Genomic DNA, 20,073 nt, shown 5'->3' with positions numbered 1-20,073 from the left:
GGTTCATTCCCCCAGGTCGAGAGTGAGTTTGGTGACGGCGAACGCCTCGGCGTAGCGCGCGTGGCATTCGATGCCGCGGATGCGTGCGAGACCGAGGAAGGCCTCCCGGTCGTACCAGGGCCGGTGCCGCTGCGAGGGGTAGTGCTCCTGCAGCAGCCGCACCTTTTCCTCGGCGATCTGCGGCGACAGCGGCTGGTACGCCGCCGGGCGGCCCAGATCGCCGTCCCATTTGACGATCTCGTAGCCGAGTACGAGGTGGTCGCGGAACGCGGTGGGTATCAGCTGCGCCAGGCCGCGGTGGTCCTGGTGCGCGTCATCGGTGCGCGGGGCCAGCACGAGATCCGGCTCGGTCTCAGCGCGCAGCTCCTCGACCGCGGCCTTGGCCTCGTCCCAGTGCGTCGGCATCCGGCCGTCCGGCAACTTGAGCACGGTCAGCCGCAGTTCGGCGTCCGGGCAGAACGCGGCGAGCGCGGCCTGCTCCTCCTGCTCCCGCTCGCTGCCGCCGCCGGAGAGCACCAGCGCGTCGATACGCATACCCGGCCGCGCGCGGCACAGCGTGAGCAGCGCGCCGCCGGCGCCGATGGCGATGTCGTCGCAGTGCGCGCCCACCGCGACGATCCGGTCCAGGGGCCGCCCGGCCCCGAGCCGGATCACCTGGACCCCACTGCCGCGCCGTCCCGTTCCCACACGGCCCACGGGCGGTCGCCCCGGGCGTAGGCGTCGTCGAGCGCGGCCCGCTCCTTGACGGTGTCGGTCGGCTTCCAGAAGCCGCGGTGCTGGTGCGCCACCAGCCGTCCGCGCTTGGCCAGTTGGGCGCAGCCGTCGGCGACCAGGTCCCCGTTCTCCGGTATGTGGTCGAAGACCTCCTGGCGGAGCACGAAGTAGCCGCCGTTCTCCCACAGCGGCATGTCGCTCACCGCGGTGATGCCCCCCACCAGGCCGTCCTCGCCCAGGTCCACGCAGTGGAACGAGGACTGCGGCGGCACCACCATCATCGACGCACCGGCGTCGCGCCGGGCGAAGGAGTCGATCATCTGCGGCAGTGGGGCATCGGTGAGCACGTCGGCGTAGTTGGCGAGGAACATCTCGTCGCCGTCCAGGTGCTGGCGCACCCGGCGCAGCCGCTCGCCGATGGGAGACTCGACGCCGGTCTGGGCGAAGGTGATCGTCCAGTCCGAGATGTCGGTGGAAAGGAGCTCGGTCCGCCCGCCCCGCAGCACGAAGTCGTTGGACGTCGTCTCTTCGTAGTTGAGGAAGAAGTTCTTGATGTGGTGGGCCCCGTAGCCCAGGCACAGGATGAACTCGGTGTGCCCGAAGTGCGCGTAGTAGCGCATGACGTGCCAGATCAGCGGTCTCGGGCCGACCATCGCCATCGGCTTGGGCACGTCGTCGGAGGCACCGTTGCGCATCCGCATCCCGTAGCCGCCGCAGAACAGTACGACCTTCATCGCTCGACCTCGACAATGCTCAGTTCCGGGATGGGGAAGACAAGGCGGCCGCCCCAGTCGTGCACGAAGGACAGCTGCTCGACCAGCTCGGCCCGCAGGTTCCACGGGAGGACGAGGACGTAGTCGGGTCGGTCGGCGGCTATCTGGTCGGGGTGCAGGATCGGGATGCGGGTGCCCGGGGTGTACCTGCCGTGCTTGTAGGGGTTGCGGTCGACCGTGTACGCGAGCAGGTCGGGCCGGATGCCGCAGTGGTTGAGCAGGGTGTTGCCCTTGCCCGGCGCGCCGTAGCCGACCACCGTCTCGCCGCGCTCGGCCGCCTCGATGAGGAACCGCAGCAGGTCCCGGCGCACCTTGGCCACCCGGGCGGAGAACTCGGTGTACCCGGACAGCTCCTGCAGCCCGGCGGCCTTCTCCCGGGCCAGCACGTCGGCCACTCGGGAGGTCGGCTCTCCGGCGACCTCAGTCGGCCGGGCCCACAGCCGTATGGAGCCGCCGTGCGTGGGCAGCAACTCGACGTCCACGAGCGCGAGTCCGCCGCTGGCGAGCGCCCGGATCGCGGAGGCGACCGTGTAGTACTGGAAGTGCTCGTGGTAGATCGTGTCGTACTGGTTCTCCTCGATCAGGGTCAGCAGGTGCTGCACCTCGATGGAGACCCAGCCGTCGTCGGCGACCAGGGCGCGCAGCCCCTGGGTGAACCCGACCACGTCGGGGATGTGCGCGTACACGTTGTTGGCCACGACCAGGTCCGCCGGGCCGTGTTCGGCGCGGACGGCCGAGCCGGTGTCCGGGCTCAGGAACTCCGTGAGCGTGGGCACACCCGCGTCGCGCGCCGCGGCGCCGACGTTCACCGACGGCTCGATGCCCAGGCAGCGGATCCCACGGTCCACCACGTGCCTCAGCAGGTAGCCGTCGTTGCTCGCGACCTCGACCACGAACGGGTCGGGGCCGAGACCCACCCGCTCGATGGCGTCGGCGACGAAGGCGCGCGCGTGCTCCACCCAGGAGGTCGAGTAGGAGGAGAAGTACGCGTACTCGCTGAACGTCTCCTCCGGCGTGATCAGCGGAGGGATCTGCGCGAGCCAGCAGTCGGTGCAGACCCGCAGGTGCAGCGGGTACGCAGGCTCCGGCTTGTCCAGTTGGTCGGCGGCGAGAAAGCTCTCACACGGTGGCGTCGCCCCGAGATCGACGACGCTCGCCATCGCTTCCGAGCCGCAGAGTCGGCATTGTGTCATTTACTGCCCCCCATTGTTTCCGTCCGACCCGCGATCGCGGTGCGGTACTCCTCCACCAGGCGATCGAGCCCGACGGCCGGGCTGAACCCCTGCTCGTAACGGCGCCGGGCCGCCTGGCCCATCTCCCGGCCCACGGCGGGCTCGGCCGTGATCCGGCGTATGCAGGACGCGAGCGAGGCGGGCTCGCCCGGCCGGTGCAGCAGCCCCGTCACGCCGTCCTCGACGAGTTCGACGAAGGCGCCGTGACCGGCGGCGACGGCCGGGACACCGGCCGCCATCGCCTCCACGACCACCAGGCCGAACGCCTCCAGCCACGTCGAGGGAGCCACCACGGCGACCGATCGCGCGATGGCCTTCCGGCACTCCGCCGTGTCGTACAGGCCGACGTATCGCACGTCGTCGCGGCCCGCCGCCCAGGCGGTCACCTCCGGCTCCAGCGGTCCCGCGCCGGCGACCACGAGCGGCACGCCCACACCGCCGCTCGCCGCGATCTCGTCCCACGCGGCCATGAGCAGCCGTACGCCCTTGGCCTCCGCGAGCCGGCCGAGATAGAGCAGATGCTCGCCGTCGCCCTCGCGGCGGGCGCCCGGTTCGGGCACGAAGTTGTGCTTCACCGCCAGCCGTTCGGGCGGCATACCGGCCCGCACCAGGACGTCGCGCTGCGCCGCGGAGATGCAGAGGAACCGCTCCACGCCGGACCACCAACGCCGCCGGTTGACCGACAGGCTGACGGCGAGCGGCACCGTCGCGAGGCGGGAGCCCCGGTAGCAGCCGTGCCGGACGGCGGGCAGTGGTGCGGACCCGACGCACTCGGCGCACGGCCGGCCGTCCCGCTGCAGTGTGCCGGGCGGGCAGACCTGGGTGTAGTTGTGCAGCGTGGCAACGGCGGGCACATCGGCGTCGGCACAGGCGGCCAGCACCGCGGGCGACAGGAGCGGGAAGACGTTGTGGACGTGCACGACGTCCGGCCGCTCGGCGCGCAGCCGGGCGGCGAGCTCGGTGCGGACCGCCGGGTTCCACGGCACGAGCAGCGGCAGTGCGGCCTTGCTCAGCAGGGACCGCGCGGCGATGTCGTCGCTGCGCCGCTCGAACACCTCGACCCGGTGGCCTGCCGCGCGCAGCAGCTCCACCTCCTGGTCGACGACCTTGTTCTCGCCGCTCGGCTGCGCCGAGGAGTAGCGGTTGTGCACCACGAGGACGTGCATGCTTGGGGTCACCTCCGATCCCGGGCCCAGCGCGGGACATGTCGTCGGGGAACTGCGGGGGCGGCCAGGGGCGTTGCCTCGGCAGGTGCCGCGAGGAGCGCGGCGGCCACGGCCAGATGCAGTAGATACGGCGAGGCGTCGCCCAGCCCGGCCTCGGTGTAGGAGGCGATCGCGCAGTAACTGATCAGGAAGATCGCGCAGGCCCTGGAGAGCGACGGTGGCCGCAGCAACGCGACGCCGCCCAGCACGATGATGATCGCCGCCACCAAGGAGACGCCGATGACGCCCTGCTCGTTGTAGACGGCCAGCCAGCTGTTGTCGATCGGCAGCCCGCCGAACGACTTGTCGCCCAGGCCCACGCCGAACCACTGCTCCACCGTCGTACGGGGGGCTGCCAGCAGGGCGTCCCAGACCTTGGCCCGGCCGGTGAGGCTGGAGAAGTTCTCCTTGCTCTGGCCGCGCAGGAACCACGCCTGCAGCAAGGAGCCGAGAGCCACCGTGGCCACCAGGGCGCACAGCACCGTCCAGCTGAAGAACCGGCGGGCCGCGGCACTGGTCAGGACGAGCGAGCCGATCGCCAGCAGCAGCCCGATGATCAGGCCGAGCGTGGCCGTGCGGGTATGGGTCAGCGCGAGCAGGACGAGCGACGGCACGATGACCACCACCGCGCTGGTCCGGTCGACCCGGCGGCCCAGGACGAGCAGCACGGTGAGCCCGATGATCACCGCGGCGTACTGTCCTATCTGCGGTGGAGTGAGCGGCCACAACGCGCCGACAAGGCGTCCGCCGTAGAGCCCGGGCATGGCCGCGCCCGGTGAGACGAGCAATCCGGCGGCCACCGACCCGAGCACCGCGAAGTACATCCGGATGTGATGGCGCACGAACGTCAGGCCACCGTCCCACCAGCGGCTGAGCAGCCACAGCGTGCCGACGAAGAGCGTCAGGCGGAAGCACCGGAACAGCGCGCCGAAGCCCGACTCCAGGTGCGCGCTGGAGATCACGCTCGTCACCAGCAGCAGGGTGAGCAGGAGCACGAAGGCGCTGGCCCGGATGCGCAGCCGGAGATTGATGGCGAGCGCCAGCGCGAACGCGGAGACCAGCGCACCCATCGTGACCAGCTGGATGAGGGAGCGGGGCAGCGGGATGATCGTCTTCGCCCCGGTGGAGCCGAGCGTGTTGAGGATCAGCAGCCCCCAGATGGTCCCGACGAGCCTCGGCGCGCCGGCCGGGCGCGGTTCGGCGCCGGACCGCGTGTCCGCCGTATCCGGTCCGCCCGGCAGCCCGCCGCGCATCAGGTCGCCGCTCATCTCAACCACCTGCCCGTGGGGCCAGGGTGCTGCCCGCGTCCTGCTGGTACGGCGCGCCCTGCCACTGCCCGAAGTCGAGCACCTTGCTCGGGTCGTGGGCGACGAATTCCCAGGGTCCGACGTAGACGTTGTCGTGCCAGCGGTTGCTCTGCTTGAGGGTGATCGCCTCGGCCACCCGTTCGCCCTGGTACGGCGACCAGTCCGGATACGTGCCGTAGTTGGCCAGCACCGCCATGCGGTCGCACTTCACCGTGCAGTCGATGACGGAGGTGTCCAGCAGGAAGCGGTTGTGGTGGATGTCCACCCGCTGGGTCTTCCACCGGCAGTCGGCGTACAGCGGTGTGGAGGCGATCGCGGGCTTCGCGCAGCGGTGGATGTCGCGCACCAGCAACGTGCAGTCGCCGGAGGAGGTGTTGGCCGCGCTGTTGCAGAACCGGTCGGCGTTCTCCCACAGGGTGATCCCGGACCAGTTGTTCTCCAGCACGTTCCCGTAGATCTCGACCTTGTCCGTACGGGCTCGGATCCGTGGTTCGCCGCCGGACTCGGAGAGGTAGATGGTCGCGTACGGGAAGTTGTCGCCGTGGTCGGCGAACTTGCGGCCCTCGACCCAGTTGTTCCGCAGGATGGTGTTGTCGCGGATGACGGCGTTGTAGCTGGTCTCGTAGATCAGCGCGGCACCGTCGTTGGCCTCCAGCACGTTGTTCTCGATACGGAAGTCGTTGTTGTTGGTGTCCGCCCACAACCCGGGTCCGCGGTTGTCGTGCACCCAGTTGCCGCGTATGTCGGCGCCGTTGACGGCCCAGAACTTCACGCCTCCGGTGCAGCCGCAGCCCTGCTGTCGTGTCTCCCAGTCGTCGGTGTTGTTGGCCTCGATCTCGTTGCCCTCGACCACCAGGCCGGTGATGGGGTCGCCGGTCTTGTACGCGTTCATGCCGTACTGGCCGTTGCCTCGCAGGCAGTTGGCGCGGACCTGCTGGTGGGCACCGGCCATCAGACCGGCGCCGGAGTTGTGCTGGATCGTCGTGTGCTCGACCACCCATCCGTCGGCCGAATCGTGGTTGACCACGCCCTCGTTCTGCGGCGCGACGAAGCCCTGCACGGTCAGGTAGCGGATGGAGACGTTGCGGGCGGTGCCACCGAACGCGTACTGGTTGGTCTTCTTGCCGTCGAGCACCGCGCCCGGCGCGCCGAGGTAGCTGTCCCCCTCCTTGGGGATCACCTGGGCGTAGCGGTCCGATGCGAGGCTGTGCGTGCCCGGTCGCAGCCAGAAGGTGGTGTTCGGGGGGCTGTTCTTGGTCTTCTCGGACAAGTCACCGGCCACCGCGGGGTCGATCGTCACCGCACCCGCCGGCGCCGTCGCCGGTCCGGCCGGGGGTTTGGCGCACACCCGGGCCACGGACCGGGATGTGGACGCGGACGTGGATGGCCGGCCGGTCGGCTCCGTCCGGGTGTCCGACGAGCTCACACAGCCGGTCGCCAGCAGGGCCAGCGCCGCCGGTAACGCCCAGGTCCGCCACTTGATCCTCACGTGTCCCCCTAGCCGCGGAACGTGAGTACGGTGGTGAACCCGGCAGCGCCGTCGGCGAAGCCGGTGCCGATCAGCGCTGTGGCGGGTTCCTTGCGCCCGAAGCCGGGGGAGTACCAGCCCAGCGGCGGGTTGCTCTCGCCGCGATGCGCCCGCCAGGACAACTGCCCGGGCAGATCGAGCACCGCCGAGCGGTCCTCGCCGTCCCGGGTCCAGGTGAGCACCGCCCGGTCGCCCACCAGGTCCGCGGCGATCGCCGGGCCGAGGTGGAACGCCAGGCGCACGGCCCGGCGCGGCCCGCGCACCTCGTCGACCACCCGCAGCTCCTGGCTCGCGGCGGTCAGCTCCACCCGGCGGCGGTGCACGGAGGACTGGTAGCCGTCGTGCTCGGCACACCAGCGGGCCACGCCCTCCTCGGACGTGTCCGCGACCAGGACGCGGCTGCGGGCATGCCGGGTCCACAGGAACGGGCCGCCGGAGACGGACTGGTCGGCGCCGTCCAGTTGCAGGGTGTTGTGGCCGAGGGTCGAGCGGAAGTACTGCCGCCACTCGGGCTGCCCGTGGTAGCAGAACGTCCCCGGGTCGGCGAGCACGTCGACCCCGTCGTGGCGGACCTCCACCGACAGCGCGTCCGCGTGGGCGTGCGCGGCGATGGACAGGAAGCCGTGCGGACCGCCGTCGCAGCGGCACCAGATCTTCGCCGGACCGCGCAGGATGGTCATGCCCGCGTCGGCGAAGTGACCCGGTCGGCTTGCCGGGCGGGTCACGGCCGATGCCGCGCCGTCTTTCGCGTACGGCCGGATGAGCGCGGCCAGCAGTGGGGTGCGCACATCGGTGCCGGTCACTGTCGGCCACCAGTCGAGGCGGCCGAACACGGCGTCCCCGGTGGCAAGGAGCGAGGCCCAGCGGTCGGTGCCCGCGCCGTCCAGGATCAGACCGTGGCCGTCGTCCGCGTCCCCCTGGCGCGGCGGCCGCAGCCGGTTGTCCACGATGGCCGCGAGCGCGTCGGTCATCCGCAGCAGCACCAGCCGCACGGTCGCGGGGACCGGCACGCCTGCGGCGTCCGCCTCGGCCACCGCGGCCAGACCGAGCTCCAGGACAAGCCCGTGGTACTCGGTGGCCAGTTCGCGGTTGAGGCCACTGGCGAAGGTGTTGCCCCGCAGATGCCGCTCCAGCGAGCGCAGCGCGTCGGCCCGCCAGCGCGGCGAGGAGGGGAACCACCCGAACGCGCAGGCCGCGGCGAACTGCCCGGCGGCCTCGGCGATGACGTGGTTGTTCGCCGAGGACCCCCGACTGGGGAAGGCGGCCAGCCAGCGCTGGTGGTGCCAGATCTGGTTGCGCGCCACCGGGTTGTGCTCGAACAGTCGGGCCGCGCCCGGCCAGCCGTCGAGCAGTCGGCGGATCCACACCCAGGAGAGCAGCCGGATGCCCAGCTCGATGCCGCTGATCCAGTGCACACCGCGCAGCGATGGGTTGGCCGCCCACCACAGCCGCAGATGCTTGGCGACCCGCTCGGCGTACCGCTCGTCGCCGCTGAGCGCGTAGGCGGCGGCGAGCTGGGTGAGGTACTGATGCCGGGACAGCTCCCAGATCTGCTTGATGTCCCCGACCGCTTCCTCGTCGCGGTACGGCACGTCGAAGGCGTAGCCCCACGGCGCACGGCGCCCGGTCTTCGGGTCGCACCACCAGTCCGGGTCGGCCAGGTCGTCGCGGTGCACCCCGAAGAACTCGGCGTGCCCGTCCATCAGTCGGTCCGCCTCGGCGATGAGACGTTTCGCGGCGTCCGGTGGCACGGCGGCGAGTGCCCCGGCGGGCAGCACGGCGGTGAACCGGGCGCCGCTCACGCGCGGGCAGTCGGGCCGCGCCGAGCGCCACCGCCGCCTGCGCACCGCGTCGCCCACCCGGCCGCCGACCTCGCGCGGTTCCATCCGGGAAAGCCGCCGCAGGTACCAGCCCGCGCTCAGCGTCATCGCGCCCGCTCCAACGTCACCGGCGCGCCGCTGACCAGGCCCGTCTGCACGGCGAGGGTGGCCGCCGTGGTGGCGACCAGCGACTGAAGCGGCACCGGCATGGGCCCGCCGGTCCGCACGGCCCTGATGAACGCGGCCAGTTCGGCGTTCTGACCCTTGTCCCGGGCCTTGGGCAGCCGCGAGCTGACCCACTTCTCGGGGCCGTGGACCGAGGCGCGGACGAAGTCGTCGAGCCGCAGCACCTTGCCGTCCGCGACGAGGTCCAGCGTCTCCTTGGGGAAGCCTGGCGCGCCGGTGGTGACGTAGCTGACGGTGGCGGTGGATCCGTCCGGGTAGCGCAGTACGACCTGAAGGTCCTCGTTGCCGGACGTGGCGAGCGCGTACACCGAGACCGGGTCGGCGCCGAGGAGCCAGCTCGCCGTGTCGATGAAGTGTCCGCCCTCGCCCGCGAACCGCGAGCCCTCGGTGCCCTGTTGGAGGTACCAGCTGCCGTGCTGGAGGCGGCCCGCGTTGACCAGGTAGCGCAGGCTCGCCGGACCGCTCCGGGCGCCGAACCGCTGCTTGGCCTCGCGCAGCAGCGGCGCGAAGCGGCGGTTGAAGCCCACCTGCAGCCGGTCGTTGCCGGACTCCTCGACCGCCGCGAGCACGCTTGCCAGCTCGTCCTCGGAGAGCGCCAACGGCTTCTCCACGAACACCGTCTTGCCTGCCAGCAGTGCCCTGCGGGTCAGTTCGGCGTGCGAGCTGTGCCGGGTGACCACGAACACGGCGTCGATGGACTTGTCGCCGAGCACGCCGTCGAGATCGGTGGTCGCCGAGGCGAAGCCGAACTTCCGCTTCGCGTTGGCCGCGGACAGCGCCGTCGTGGTGACCACCGTCGACAACTCGACGCCGTCACGCTGTGCCAGGTGCGGCAGCAGCATCGACGTCGCGTAGTTCCCCGCCCCGACGAAGGCGAGCCGCACCGGCGTCTTGACCGCCCGGGCCGGGGCGGACACCGCGCTTGCGCGCTTCACCGCGGGCACGGCCACCGCCGGGGCCACCACCTGCGCCGGCTCTCCCGCGTGCTCGGGGTAGCGGAACAGCACGGCCACGGCCTTCAGTTCGCCGTCCTTCAGACGCTGGTACGTCTCGACGGCGTCATCGAAGTCGGCGATGTGGGAGACCAACGGGTCCACGTCGACGCGGCCTCGGGCGACGAGATCGAGGAAGCACGCCAGGTTGCGGCGCTCGGTCCAGCGCACGTAACCGATCGGGTAATCGCGCCCGTCGAGCTCGTACTCCGGGTCGTAGCGCCCGGGGCCGTAACTGCGGGAGAACCGGACGTCCAGTTCCTTCTCGTAGTACGCGTTCCACGGCAGGTCCAGACGGCACTTGCCGATGTCGACGACCCGGCCGCGGTCCCGGCAGAGCCGGGCGGCCAGCTCGACGGGCTGGTTGCTGCCGCCGCCGGCGGCCAGATACACCTGGTCCACGCCGTGACCGCCGGTGAGCTCGGCGACGGCCGCCTCCACGGCCGCGGACGCGGGATCGCCGCAGGCCGCGGCGCCCAGGCGCTCGGCGAGCTCGCAGCGCACCGGGTCGGGGTCGACCCCGACGACGCGGACTCCCGACGCGGTGAGGAGCTGCGCCACCAGCTGCCCGATCAGCCCGAGGCCGATGACCAGCGCCACCTCGCCGAGCCGTGACTCGCCCTGGCGGACGCCCTGCAACGCGATCGACCCGACGGTGCCGAAGGCCGCGTGCCGTGGCGCGAGGCCGTCCGGCACCGGGGCGTAGAGGTTCTTCGGCACCCAGTTCAACTCGGCGTGCAAGGCGTGCTCGTTGCCGGCGCAGGCCACGAGGTCGCCGACCTTCACATCGTCGATCCCGGCGCCGACCTGCTCGACCACCCCGCACAGCGAGTAGCCCAGCGGCGTATAGGAGTCCAGCTTGCCCATCACCTTGCGGTAGGTGGCGGGCACCCCGTTGGTGGCCACGCTCTGCATGACCTTGGCCACCTGGTCCGGCCGGGAGCGGGCCTTGCCGAGCATCGACATGCCGGCCTCGGACACCTTCATGAGCTCGGTCCCGGTGGATATCAGCGAGTAGGCGCTGCGCACCAGCACACCGCCCGGCTTGCACCCCGGCACCGGCACGTCGAGCACCGCCAGCTCGCCGCTCTTGTAGTTCTGCACAACCTGTTTCACCGAAGTCCTCTTGTCTCTACGCAGTCAACAAAGAGTTCTCGCCGGACCCGGAGGTCGCGCCGCGATACCAGTACTCAAGGGTCAGCACATGCCACAGATGTTTGGAGAAGTCCCGCTGCCCGGCCGCGTCCTCGGCGACCATCCGCGCCAGCGCCTCGCGGCGCAGGAGCCCGGAGTTGACGAGCACGCCGTCGTTGACCACCTCGCGCACCAGCGGTGCCAGATCCCGGCTCATCCAGGCCCGCAGCGGGGCGCTGAACAGGCCCTTGGGCCGGTACACGATCTCCCGGGGCAGGATCGAGGTGGCCGCCTCCTTGAGGACGGCCTTGCCCTGCCGTCCGACGATCTTGCGATCGCCGGGCACCGCGAACGCCGCCTTGACCACCTCGACGTCCACGTACGGCACCCGCACCTCGGTGGAGGCGGCCATGCTCGACCTGTCCGTGTACGTGAGGTTGAGGCCCGGCAGGAACATCCGGGCGTCGCCCAGGCACATGCGGTTGACGAAGTCGTCGAGGTCGTTGTCCTGGTAGATGTCCGCGTGCTCGGTCACCACGTCCTCGACCGTCCCGGCCAGGTCCGGATGGACAAGGGCGAGCAGTTCGTCCTGGTCGTACATGGTGTAGCTGCGCCGGAACGCGGTCTCCTCCGGCAGATCGGCGAAGGAGAGGAACCGCTTGGCGAAGCGCACCGACCGGTAGCCCCGGCGGGAGGTGGCGACCGGCAGCCGGTCCACGGCCCTGGACAGGCCGCGCCGCAGGGGGCGCGGGACGCGCTGGTAGCGCAGCGCGAGCAGGTTGGCCAGGTGCTTGCGGTAACCGGCGAACAGCTCGTCGGCGCCCATCCCCGAGAGCATCACCTTGACCCCGGCCTCCCGGGCGGCCGAGCAGATCAGGTAGGTGTTGATCGCGGCGGGGTCGCCGATCGGCTCGTCCAGGTGGTACGTCATCTGCGGCAGCAGGTCGAGCACGTTCGGAGCGATCTCGATCTCGTGCAGGTCGACGCCGAACCGCTCGGCCACCTGCCGGGCATAGCGCAGGTCGTCCGGCATCGCCTCGAACTTGGCGTCCTCGGCGCGGAATCCGATCGTGTAGGCGGAGATCCCGGGTTGGTGGCGGGCCGCCAGCGCGGTCAGGTAGCTGGAGTCGAGACCGCCGGAGAGGAAGGTCGCCACGGGTACGTCGGAGAGCAGGTGCTGCCGCGTCGACTCCTCGACGATGGCCGCCAGGTCCGGCCGCTCACCGGCTCGGGCCCGCTCCTGCCCCTCGGCGGCGATGTCCTTCAGGTTCCAGTACCGGCCGCGCTCCACCCGGCCGTCGGCGTGGCACCTGAGCCAGCTGCCCGGCGGCAGCTTCTCCGCTTCGCGGAAGGCGCAGCGCGAGTCCGGCACCCAGTAGTACAGCAGCGAGGACACCAGCGCCGCGTGGTCCACCTGCAGCGAGCCGCCGGTCACGGCGGCGAGCGCCTTGAGCTCGGAGGCGAACACCAGGCCCGTACCGCGCCGGAGCAGGAACAGCGGTTTGATGCCGAGCTGGTCGCGGGCGAGCACCAGCTCACCGGTTCGCTCGTCGAAGACCGCGAACGCGAACATGCCGCGCAGCCGGGGCAGACAGTCCGTGCCCCAGCGCCGCCAGGCCTCAAGCAGCACCTCGGTGTCGGAGGTACCGCGAAAGCGCACCCCGGCGGCTGTCAGTTCGGCGCGCAGTTCGGGCGCGTTGTACAGCTCGCCGTTGTACGTGAGGGCGAGGCCGCCCGAGACCATCGGCTGGGCGCCGGTCTCGGACAGGTCGATGATGGCGAGGCGGCGGTGCCCGAGGTGCACTTCGCCGTCACCGGCGGGGTGGCTGTAGCGGCCAGCCCCGTCCGGACCGCGGTGGGCGAGGGTGTCGGTGAGCCGGTCGGCGACGGCCTTCCCGTCCGGCCATTGGTAAGTGCCTGCGATGCCACACATGTTCTACCGCGCCTCCTGGTCGCTGTCCGGTACCCGTGCGGCCCACATCGGCAGCTGCTCCGCGCGCCCCGAGCCCTCCTTCACTGCCTCAACGGCGTGGGAGGTACCCCCACCGCTCTGCCGGGCCAGCCGCTCGTTGTGGCCGCGCAGCGCGGTGTGCAAGCCGTCCCAGAGCGTGCCGTCGGTGCGGTCACGCGGATCGGGGTCGATCAGCACCACACCGATCACCGGAATGCTCAGGTCCGCGAGCTGCCGCGCCACGGTGTGCAGCCATGCGGCGCTGCCGTGCCCGGCGCGCACGATCAGCACGGTCTGGGTACCGAGGTGGGGGAGGTCGGTCCACGCCGCGCCGGGCGCGACCGAGCCGACACCGAACCGGTGCTCGTCGGGCGACGCGGCCGCGTCGCCCTCGCCGCGGACCACGGTCGGGCCTCCGGGCTGCTCGCGGCGGTTGGCGAGCTGCCCGCCGGGCAGACCATCGATGATCACCACCGGCCCCTCCGGCGCCAGCGCCTCGGCGAGGTCCAGGGCGATCACGCTCGTGCTGCGCGCACAGCCCAGTTCCAGCAGTGACACCGGTTCCGTGGTGCCGCGCACGGTGCGGGCCAGGATCGTGGTGAGCCGTTCGCGTGCCGCCCGGGTGCGGCGGAGCTGCCACGGCCTGCGAGAGCGCAAGGACGTGCGGCGCAGCTCCGCGATGACCGAGGCGCCCAGGTTCGCCGCGATGTCCCGGCGCAGCACGGGGCGGTCCGCCACCAGCGTGCCGAGCGCGGCCACCACGAGCCCGAGGACGAGGCCGAGGACGAGCCCGATCACGGCGTTGGTGACAGCGGCCTTGGACGGGGAGTGCTTCACCGCGCGCGGGGCGTCGACGATCTGCGTGCCGGTGATGAGCCTGGGCGTGCCGGTGCGCGCCTCGGCTGCGCGCTGGTCGAAGTCGGCGATCCGCGAGTTGAGCTCGGCCCGGCGGGCGTAGAGCGACTCGATGCTCGCCGACGCTTTGGGGTCCTTGCCCGGTGTCTGGTTCCCGATCGACTTGTTGACCTGGGCGAGCTCGTCCCGCATGCGGTCGCGTTGGTCGAGCAGGGCCTTGGCCTCGGCCTGCGCGGTGTCCTGCATGCGTTTCACATGGTCGGCGACGAACGCGTCGGCCAGCGCCTTGGCCCGGGCCACCGCTTGCGCGTCGCTGGTACCCGTCACATCGATCTGCATCAGGTTGTTGGTCAAGCCGGTGCCACGGTAGGTCCCTATGAAGTCTTCTGGTTTTTCTGCTGACTTGAGGGATTTCAGGGCCTCGGTGGCGATCCGTGTGGTCCCCAGCAGCGCGACATCGGTGCGCATGAGCGTGCCGGTGTCGTTGGGCTGGTCCGCTTGATGCGCGACCAGTACCTTGGCCATCGCGCTCGGCGGCGGCGGCATCAGGACCGCCATCGCCGCGCCGATCAGCAGCCCCAGCAGTGCCATGGAGCACCACAGGCGGCGGCGCCTGCGCACCGCCACCACCAGCGACTGCAGGTCCAGCAGCGGAGCCTCGGCCGACGACTGCGAAGTCTTGCCCGTCGTCACACAGAACCTCCGCTCGCGTGGCCGCGACCCGCGCCGTGCCCGGCACGCTGGTCACCGTCGAGCGCCAAAGTGGCGTCGTCCGCGGGGTCGCCGGCGGTCCGCGTCGTACGGGCCCGGACCGTGCCGGCGACGACGATGCCGACGACCTCGTGCCGTGCGTCCGCACAGGCCTCGGCGATGCCGGCGAGCTCCTCCGCGGTCCAGCTGCCCGCGCTGAGCACGACCAGGGCACCGGACTCGGTGTCGCGGTCCGGCACCATCGGCTGGGACACCGACACTCCCACCACCCGCAGCAGCGGACCGCTCTTGGCCTCGGCCACGAGCTGCCCGGCGGCCCGGCGGGCGATCTCGTCGCCGTCCGGTACCACGACCAGCAGCCGCCGGGGAGCTGGCAGTTGGTCCCGCAGGCGATCGCACACCCGCCGGTAGCGGATCCGTCTGTCGGCCTCGTCGCCGGACACCCGCGGAGTCGGCATGTCCCACCGGGTGTCGACGCCGAGGAGCCGGCGGATCCGGGCCCGCGGGCCACGGCCTTCCGGCCGGTGCGCGCTCCGTTCATCGGATACGTCGACGGTGCCGAGCAGCGCCGAGCCCAGCGCCGCGGCGATCTCCGACTCGGTGCGCAGTCGGCGGTTCATCCGTGCGGCGGTGAGATGGCCGATGACCGCGAGCAGGAAGAACAGCAGTGCCCCGCCGACGATGAGCTGCGTCCTCGTCGGCGGTGCCTCGCCGGTCGGCCGGGCCGCCGGCCCCATGACGACCATGCCGGCCTTGTTGGTCGTCGGGTCGGCCTGGTCCAGCTTCTTCATGGCCTCCTGCAGCGCGGTACGCAGCTTCTCCAGATCGGTACGGGCCTGCACGCTCTCCACTGTCTGCCCCGGATCGGCCGCGTTGGCCAGGTCGGTGATGCGGCGGTTGGTCTGCTCCACCTTCTGCCGCAGCGCCTCGGGCCCGGTCACCGTGCCGGAGTCGGTGCTGTCGCCGGCGATCCGCGCGGCGAAGGTGACGAATTGCTGGGCCACCTGGTCGGAGAGCCGCTGCGCGCGCTCCGGGGTGCTGGCCGTACCCGAGATCTTGATGATGTTGCCGTCGGCGGCCTTGGCGCTCACTCGGCCGCGCAGCTCGCCACCGCTCCAGCCGAGCGTGGCGGCCGCCCGGTCGACCACCGCCGAACTGGTCGCGATCTCCGCCTGGGTCAGCAGCGCGCGCTCCTCCCACTGCCCCGGCAGCAGGACCGATGCCGACGCCGTGTACTGCGGCGGGAACAGCACCGAGGTGCCGTAGCCCACGAGTGCGCCCACCACGGCGAGGAGGGTGAGAAGCCGCCAGCGCCGACGGAGGATCCGGCCGATCGTGACCAGACGTATCGTTTCATCGCTCAACGGCGCGGCCTCCTACCGGTCCTGGCCGGGGCGCCCCGAGTGTGCTCACGGCCGGCGACGGCATAGGCGGCGAGCAGCGACGCCTGCGAGTTCCGCCAGGACAGCTCCCCGCTGATCCGCTCCTGGCCGATCTTGCCCATCCGGGCCCGCTTCTCCGGATCGTCCAGCAACAGTGCGATGAGCCCGGCGAATTCGGCCTCGTCGTTGGCGGGCGCGTAGACGGCGGCGTCACCGGCGGAGACGCGCGCCTCGCGGAGGTCGAAGGAGACGATCGGGCGGCCCATCGCCATGTACTCCAGGACCTTGTTCATGGTCGACACGTCGTTGAGCGGATTGCGCGGGTCGGGGGAGAGGCACACGTCCGCGGTGGACAGATAACGCACCAGATCGGCGTCCGGGATGCGCCCCGTGAACTGCACCTGCTCATCGAGCCCGAGCCGCCGGGACAACTCCACCATCGCGTCGAAGGCGTCGCCGGCGCCGACGAACACCGCGTGCCAGTCGGTGCGGCCGAGTTCGTCGCGCAGCTTGGCGAGGGCCCGCAAGGCGTAGTCGACGCCGTCCTGCGGTCCCATCACGCCGAGGTAGCACAGCAGATGAGGCTTGCCGCGCTTCAACTCCGGCTCCGGCGGCACCGGTTGGAACCGGTCCGTGGCGGGCGCGCTGCGCACCACGAAGACGTCGGCCGGCCGCTTGCCGCCGCGGCGCAGCGCGACGTCCCGGTAGCTCTCGTTCGTGGCGAGCACGACGTTCGCGGCGCGGTAGGTGAGCCGTTCCAGCGCGCACACGCCGCGGTAGAGCAGATCCTCGCCGCGGTCGAACCGGGACAGGTACAGCTCGGGCACCAGGTCGTGCTGGTCGAAGACGAACCGCGCGCCGCGCCGCTTCAGCCACAGCGCCGGCAGGAACAGCAGGTCGGGCGGGTTGCAGGCGTGGACCACGTCGACCGGGCCGACCTTGCGGGCCAGCCGGGCCGTGTGCCACAGCGCCGATCCGTACTCCCGCAGATAGCCCGCCGGCCCTCCGGTGGCCGCGCGCAACGGGTAGCGGTGGATCCGCACCCCGTCGACCACGGCCTCCGGCTCGGTGTCCCGCTTGCTCCCCTGCGGGCAGATCACGTGCACCGTCCAGCCCGCGTCGCGCAGCGTCGTGCACTCCTGCCACACCCGCCGGTCGAAGGGCACCGACAGGTTCTCCACCAGGATCAGCGCGGTCCGGCCCGGCCGGTTGTTACTGGTCGTGTTACCAAGCAAGGCCCATGTACCCCGGTTCGGTCCGGCGCGTCTCGGCGTCGGGAAGATGGATGAGGTCGACGATCGCCGGTCCTTCGCCATGCGGCAGCGCGGACAGGACCGCCGGATCCCTGGTCCCGACCAGGCACACCTCGGCGTGCTCCAGCACCTCGTCGACGGATTCCGCGAGCAGCTGCGCGAGGTGCGGCAGCCGCGTCTCGATGTACTCGCGGTTCGCGCCGATCAGCCGGGACAGACTCACATTGGCGTCATAGATCCGCAGGTCGTACCCCTTGCCGAAGAGTCTTTCCGCCAGCTCGACGAGTGGGCTCTCGCGCAGGTCGTCGGTGCCGGGTTTGAAGGACAGCCCGAACAGGCCCACCCGGCGCTTGCCGGTGCGCTCGACGAGGTCCACCGCGCGCTGCAGATGGTCGGAGTTGGAGGGCAGCACATGGGAGAGGATGGGCACCGAGATGTCGGCCCGCTGTGCCGCGTGGACCAGGCTGCGCAGGTCCTTGGGCAGGCAGGAGCCACCGAAGGCGAAGCCGGGCCGCAGATAGGCGGGGCTGATGTTCAGCTTGCGGTCGGCCAGGAAGACGTCCATCACCTGGTGCGAGTCCACCCCGAGTGCCTGGCACACCGCGCCCAGCTCGTTCGCGAAGCCGATCTTGAGGCCGTGGAACGCGTTGTCCGCGTACTTGATCGCCTCGGCCGTCGGGACCGGCACCCGGAACACCTCGCCGGGCAAGCCGTCGTACAGCGCCGCCACCATGTCGCCGCTCGCTTCGTCGAGCTCGCCGATGACGGTCTTGGGCGGGTCGAAGAAGTCCCGCACGCTCGTGCCCTCGCGCAGGAACTCCGGGTTGACCGTGACCCCGAAGTCCACCCCGGCAGTGCCGCCGATGTACTTCTCCAGGATCGGTACCAGCAGGTTCAGGCACGTGCCCGGGAGCATGGTGCTGCGGAACACGACGGTGTGGCGTCCGCCCCGCTCGGCGAGCACGGCGCCGATCTGCTCGGTGACCCGCTCCAAGTACGTGGTGCACAGGCTGCCGTTGGGCTCCGACGGCGTGCCCACGCAGATCAGTGACACCTCGCTGCCCATGATCGCTTCGCGGACGTCGCGGGTGGCGCGTAAGGCTCCGGTCCGTACGACCTCGGCGGTGAGCTCGCCTATTCGCTCCTCGACCACCGGGGCCTTGCCGTCGTTGACCAGGTCGACCTTGACCTGGTTCACGTCCACCCCGATGACCTCGTGCCCCATGCTGGCCAGGCACGCGGCCGATACGCAGCCCACGTAGCCGAGCCCGAAAACGCTGACTCTCATGCCCTGTTCCTCCCCCCAGGCAGGCCCTTGCGGCCTGCGGTCCACGCGCCTTCGGCCCTACGGCGACCCCCGCGCATCAATACGCCCCCTGCCCGTAGAGCACCGCACGCAGCGTCTTCCACAAGATCACCGTGTCCAGGGCGAGCGACCAGTCCTCCACATAGCGCAGGTCGAGGCGGACCGCCTCCTCCCACGGCAGATCACTGCGTCCGCTGATCTGCCACAGGCCGGTGAGCCCGGGCTTGACCAGCAACCGCCGCCGGATGTCGGGGCCGTACGCGGCGGACTCCTCCGGCAGCGGAGGCCGCGGCCCGACGAGCGACATCGATCCGGTCAGTACGTTGAAAAGCTGCGGGAGCTCGTCGATCGAGTACCGGCGCAGGACCGCTCCCACGCGGGTCACCCGCGGATCCCGGCGGAGCTTGAACAGCAGGCCGGCGCCCTCGTTGCGGTCGGCCAGCTCGGCACGTGCCCGGTCGGCCCCGGCGACCATCGTGCGGAACTTGAGGATGGTGAACTCGCGGCCGTCCTTGCCGACCCTGCGCTGGCGGTAGAACGCCCCGCCCCGGCTGTCCACCAGCACGAGCAGCCCGACGATCGCCATCAGCGGGGCGAACACCATCAGCAGGATCACCGCGCCCAGCCGGTCGACGACTTCCTTGACCGCCCGGCGGCCACCGGTGAACGTCGGCATGCTGACCCGTAGCAGCGGTATCCCGAGCACCGCGTCGACGTGCAGTCGCGGTCCGGCCACCTCCATCAGTACGGGGGCCACGACCATCTCGGCGTCGCTGCCTTCGAGGTTCCAGGCCAGCCGTTGCAGCCGGTCCGGTGACCAGTGCGGATCCGGTGTGACCGCGACGACGCGATAGCCGTCGCGGCGCACATGGCCCGCGACGTCCGCGAGTTGGCCGACGACCGGCACTCCGTCCAGTTCGTCCTCGTCGAGCCCGAGACCGTCCGTCGTGCACACCGCGTCCACCCGCCAGCCGAGGTGCGGGAACTTGCGGGTGCGGGTGATCAGGTCGCGTACGGTGGCCGGGCTCCCGGCGGCGAGCACCGGTCGCAGGCACCGTCCTTCTTTACGCTGTTTGTGCAGCCACAGGCGCAGCAGATACCGCGCGGTCATGGTGACGATCGCGATCGCGGGGATCGCGACGAAGATCCAGAGCTTGATGTTGCGCGAGGTGAGGGCGATCCCGCCGAGCGCCAGGACGACGGCCGCCGTGAACAGTGAGCGTCCGAGCCTGCGGAACTCCTCGGCGCCCTGGCCGAGTACGGCCGGAGCCCATGCCCGGCTCACGGCGAGCGCTCCCAGCACCAGCAGTTCGGTGCCGAAGGAGAGAATGCCCCACTTCTCATGCCAGTTGGTCGCGTCCCGGGCCCCGAAGAAGATCCCGATCGACCCCACCACGAAGGCGGTGGCCAGGGTGTCGGTGGTGATCACGGTGCGGCGGTACCGCTGCTCCCAGTCGGTCTCGGGCTGGCTGATCGGCCCGTCCGCCGGACGTCTTCGCGCCGACGGAAACGCGCTGACTAATCCCCCCTGCCGCACAGGCCCCCCCAGGTCGCCAGTGGTTCGACGAGTTCGCCTATCACTGTTCCTCCCCCCGGGAGGCCCCCGCCCCCCACACTGTTTCTCCCCCCGGGAGACCCATGCGCCCCGCGCATGACGTCCCGGCCATTGCAGTGCTGGTTGAACAACCCACCCTGGCGCGAGCCGACTCGCATGTCCGGCCAGA

14 protein-coding genes are annotated in these 20,073 nt (G+C 71.1%); all 14 read right to left on the bottom strand.

What is annotated here, in order from left to right:
• Positions 1 to 3: 3 nt before the first annotated feature.
• The 14 genes from ACGFRG_RS01485 to ACGFRG_RS01420 all read right to left on the bottom strand — a co-directional run bounded on the left by ACGFRG_RS01485 (position 4) and on the right by ACGFRG_RS01420 (position 19,886).
• Positions 4 to 654 (bottom strand): PIG-L deacetylase family protein, encoded by a 651-nt coding sequence (locus ACGFRG_RS01485; RefSeq protein WP_393260208.1) that lies wholly within the window; start codon positions 652 to 654, stop codon positions 4 to 6.
• Positions 651 to 1,448, bottom strand: a complete 798-nt coding sequence (locus ACGFRG_RS01480) for a glucose-1-phosphate cytidylyltransferase (RefSeq protein ID WP_393260206.1) — start codon at positions 1,446 to 1,448, stop codon at positions 651 to 653. Before ACGFRG_RS01480 ends, ACGFRG_RS01485 begins: the two co-directional genes overlap by 4 nt.
• On the bottom strand, positions 1,445 to 2,680 hold the full coding sequence (locus tag ACGFRG_RS01475) for a class I SAM-dependent methyltransferase (RefSeq protein ID WP_393260203.1): 1,236 nt from the start codon (positions 2,678 to 2,680) through the stop codon (positions 1,445 to 1,447). The genes ACGFRG_RS01480 and ACGFRG_RS01475 overlap by 4 nt, the downstream gene beginning before the upstream one ends.
• On the bottom strand, positions 2,677 to 3,885 hold the full coding sequence (locus ACGFRG_RS01470) for a glycosyltransferase (protein WP_361416760.1): 1,209 nt from the start codon (positions 3,883 to 3,885) through the stop codon (positions 2,677 to 2,679). The genes ACGFRG_RS01475 and ACGFRG_RS01470 overlap by 4 nt, the downstream gene beginning before the upstream one ends.
• 8 nt (positions 3,886 to 3,893) lie before the next feature.
• Positions 3,894 to 5,192, bottom strand: coding sequence for an O-antigen ligase domain-containing protein (locus ACGFRG_RS01465; RefSeq protein ID WP_393260201.1), 1,299 nt, complete (start codon positions 5,190 to 5,192; stop codon positions 3,894 to 3,896).
• A gap of 1 nt (position 5,193) precedes the next feature.
• Positions 5,194 to 6,720 (bottom strand): right-handed parallel beta-helix repeat-containing protein, encoded by a 1,527-nt coding sequence (locus tag ACGFRG_RS01460; RefSeq protein ID WP_361416754.1) that lies wholly within the window; start codon positions 6,718 to 6,720, stop codon positions 5,194 to 5,196.
• Positions 6,721 to 6,728: 8 nt separating this feature from the next.
• Positions 6,729 to 8,687 (bottom strand): alginate lyase family protein, encoded by a 1,959-nt coding sequence (locus tag ACGFRG_RS01455; RefSeq protein WP_393260198.1) that lies wholly within the window; start codon positions 8,685 to 8,687, stop codon positions 6,729 to 6,731.
• Positions 8,684 to 10,873, bottom strand: a complete 2,190-nt coding sequence (locus tag ACGFRG_RS01450; RefSeq protein ID WP_393260196.1) for a bi-domain-containing oxidoreductase — start codon at positions 10,871 to 10,873, stop codon at positions 8,684 to 8,686. Before ACGFRG_RS01450 ends, ACGFRG_RS01455 begins: the two co-directional genes overlap by 4 nt.
• A gap of 16 nt (positions 10,874 to 10,889) precedes the next feature.
• On the bottom strand, positions 10,890 to 12,824 hold the full coding sequence (gene asnB, locus ACGFRG_RS01445; protein WP_393260193.1) for an asparagine synthase (glutamine-hydrolyzing): 1,935 nt from the start codon (positions 12,822 to 12,824) through the stop codon (positions 10,890 to 10,892).
• Positions 12,825 to 12,827: 3 nt separating this feature from the next.
• Positions 12,828 to 14,390 carry a Wzz/FepE/Etk N-terminal domain-containing protein gene (locus ACGFRG_RS01440; RefSeq protein WP_393260191.1) on the bottom strand — a complete coding sequence of 521 codons (1,563 nt, stop codon included), beginning with the start codon at positions 14,388 to 14,390 and terminating at the stop codon, positions 12,828 to 12,830.
• Positions 14,387 to 15,772 carry a Wzz/FepE/Etk N-terminal domain-containing protein gene (locus ACGFRG_RS01435; RefSeq protein ID WP_361416739.1) on the bottom strand — a complete coding sequence of 462 codons (1,386 nt, stop codon included), beginning with the start codon at positions 15,770 to 15,772 and terminating at the stop codon, positions 14,387 to 14,389. Before ACGFRG_RS01435 ends, ACGFRG_RS01440 begins: the two co-directional genes overlap by 4 nt.
• Positions 15,769 to 17,025, bottom strand: coding sequence for a glycosyltransferase family 4 protein (locus ACGFRG_RS01430; RefSeq protein ID WP_393260189.1), 1,257 nt, complete (start codon positions 17,023 to 17,025; stop codon positions 15,769 to 15,771). Before ACGFRG_RS01430 ends, ACGFRG_RS01435 begins: the two co-directional genes overlap by 4 nt.
• The gene (locus ACGFRG_RS01425) at positions 17,015 to 18,331 is read right to left on the bottom strand and encodes a nucleotide sugar dehydrogenase (RefSeq protein WP_393260187.1); all 1,317 of its coding nucleotides are present in this window, start codon (positions 18,329 to 18,331) and stop codon (positions 17,015 to 17,017) included. Before ACGFRG_RS01425 ends, ACGFRG_RS01430 begins: the two co-directional genes overlap by 11 nt.
• Positions 18,332 to 18,407: 76 nt before the next feature.
• The gene (locus ACGFRG_RS01420) at positions 18,408 to 19,886 is read right to left on the bottom strand and encodes a sugar transferase (RefSeq protein WP_393260184.1); all 1,479 of its coding nucleotides are present in this window, start codon (positions 19,884 to 19,886) and stop codon (positions 18,408 to 18,410) included.
• Positions 19,887 to 20,073 lie beyond the last annotated feature (187 nt).

It is taken from the genome of Streptomyces sp. NPDC048696 (assembly GCF_043198895.1).
GTDB lineage: Bacteria > Actinomycetota > Actinomycetes > Streptomycetales > Streptomycetaceae > Streptomyces.
The sequence above is the reverse complement of the archived record's forward strand: the minus strand, read 5'-3'. Positions and strand labels throughout refer to the sequence as shown.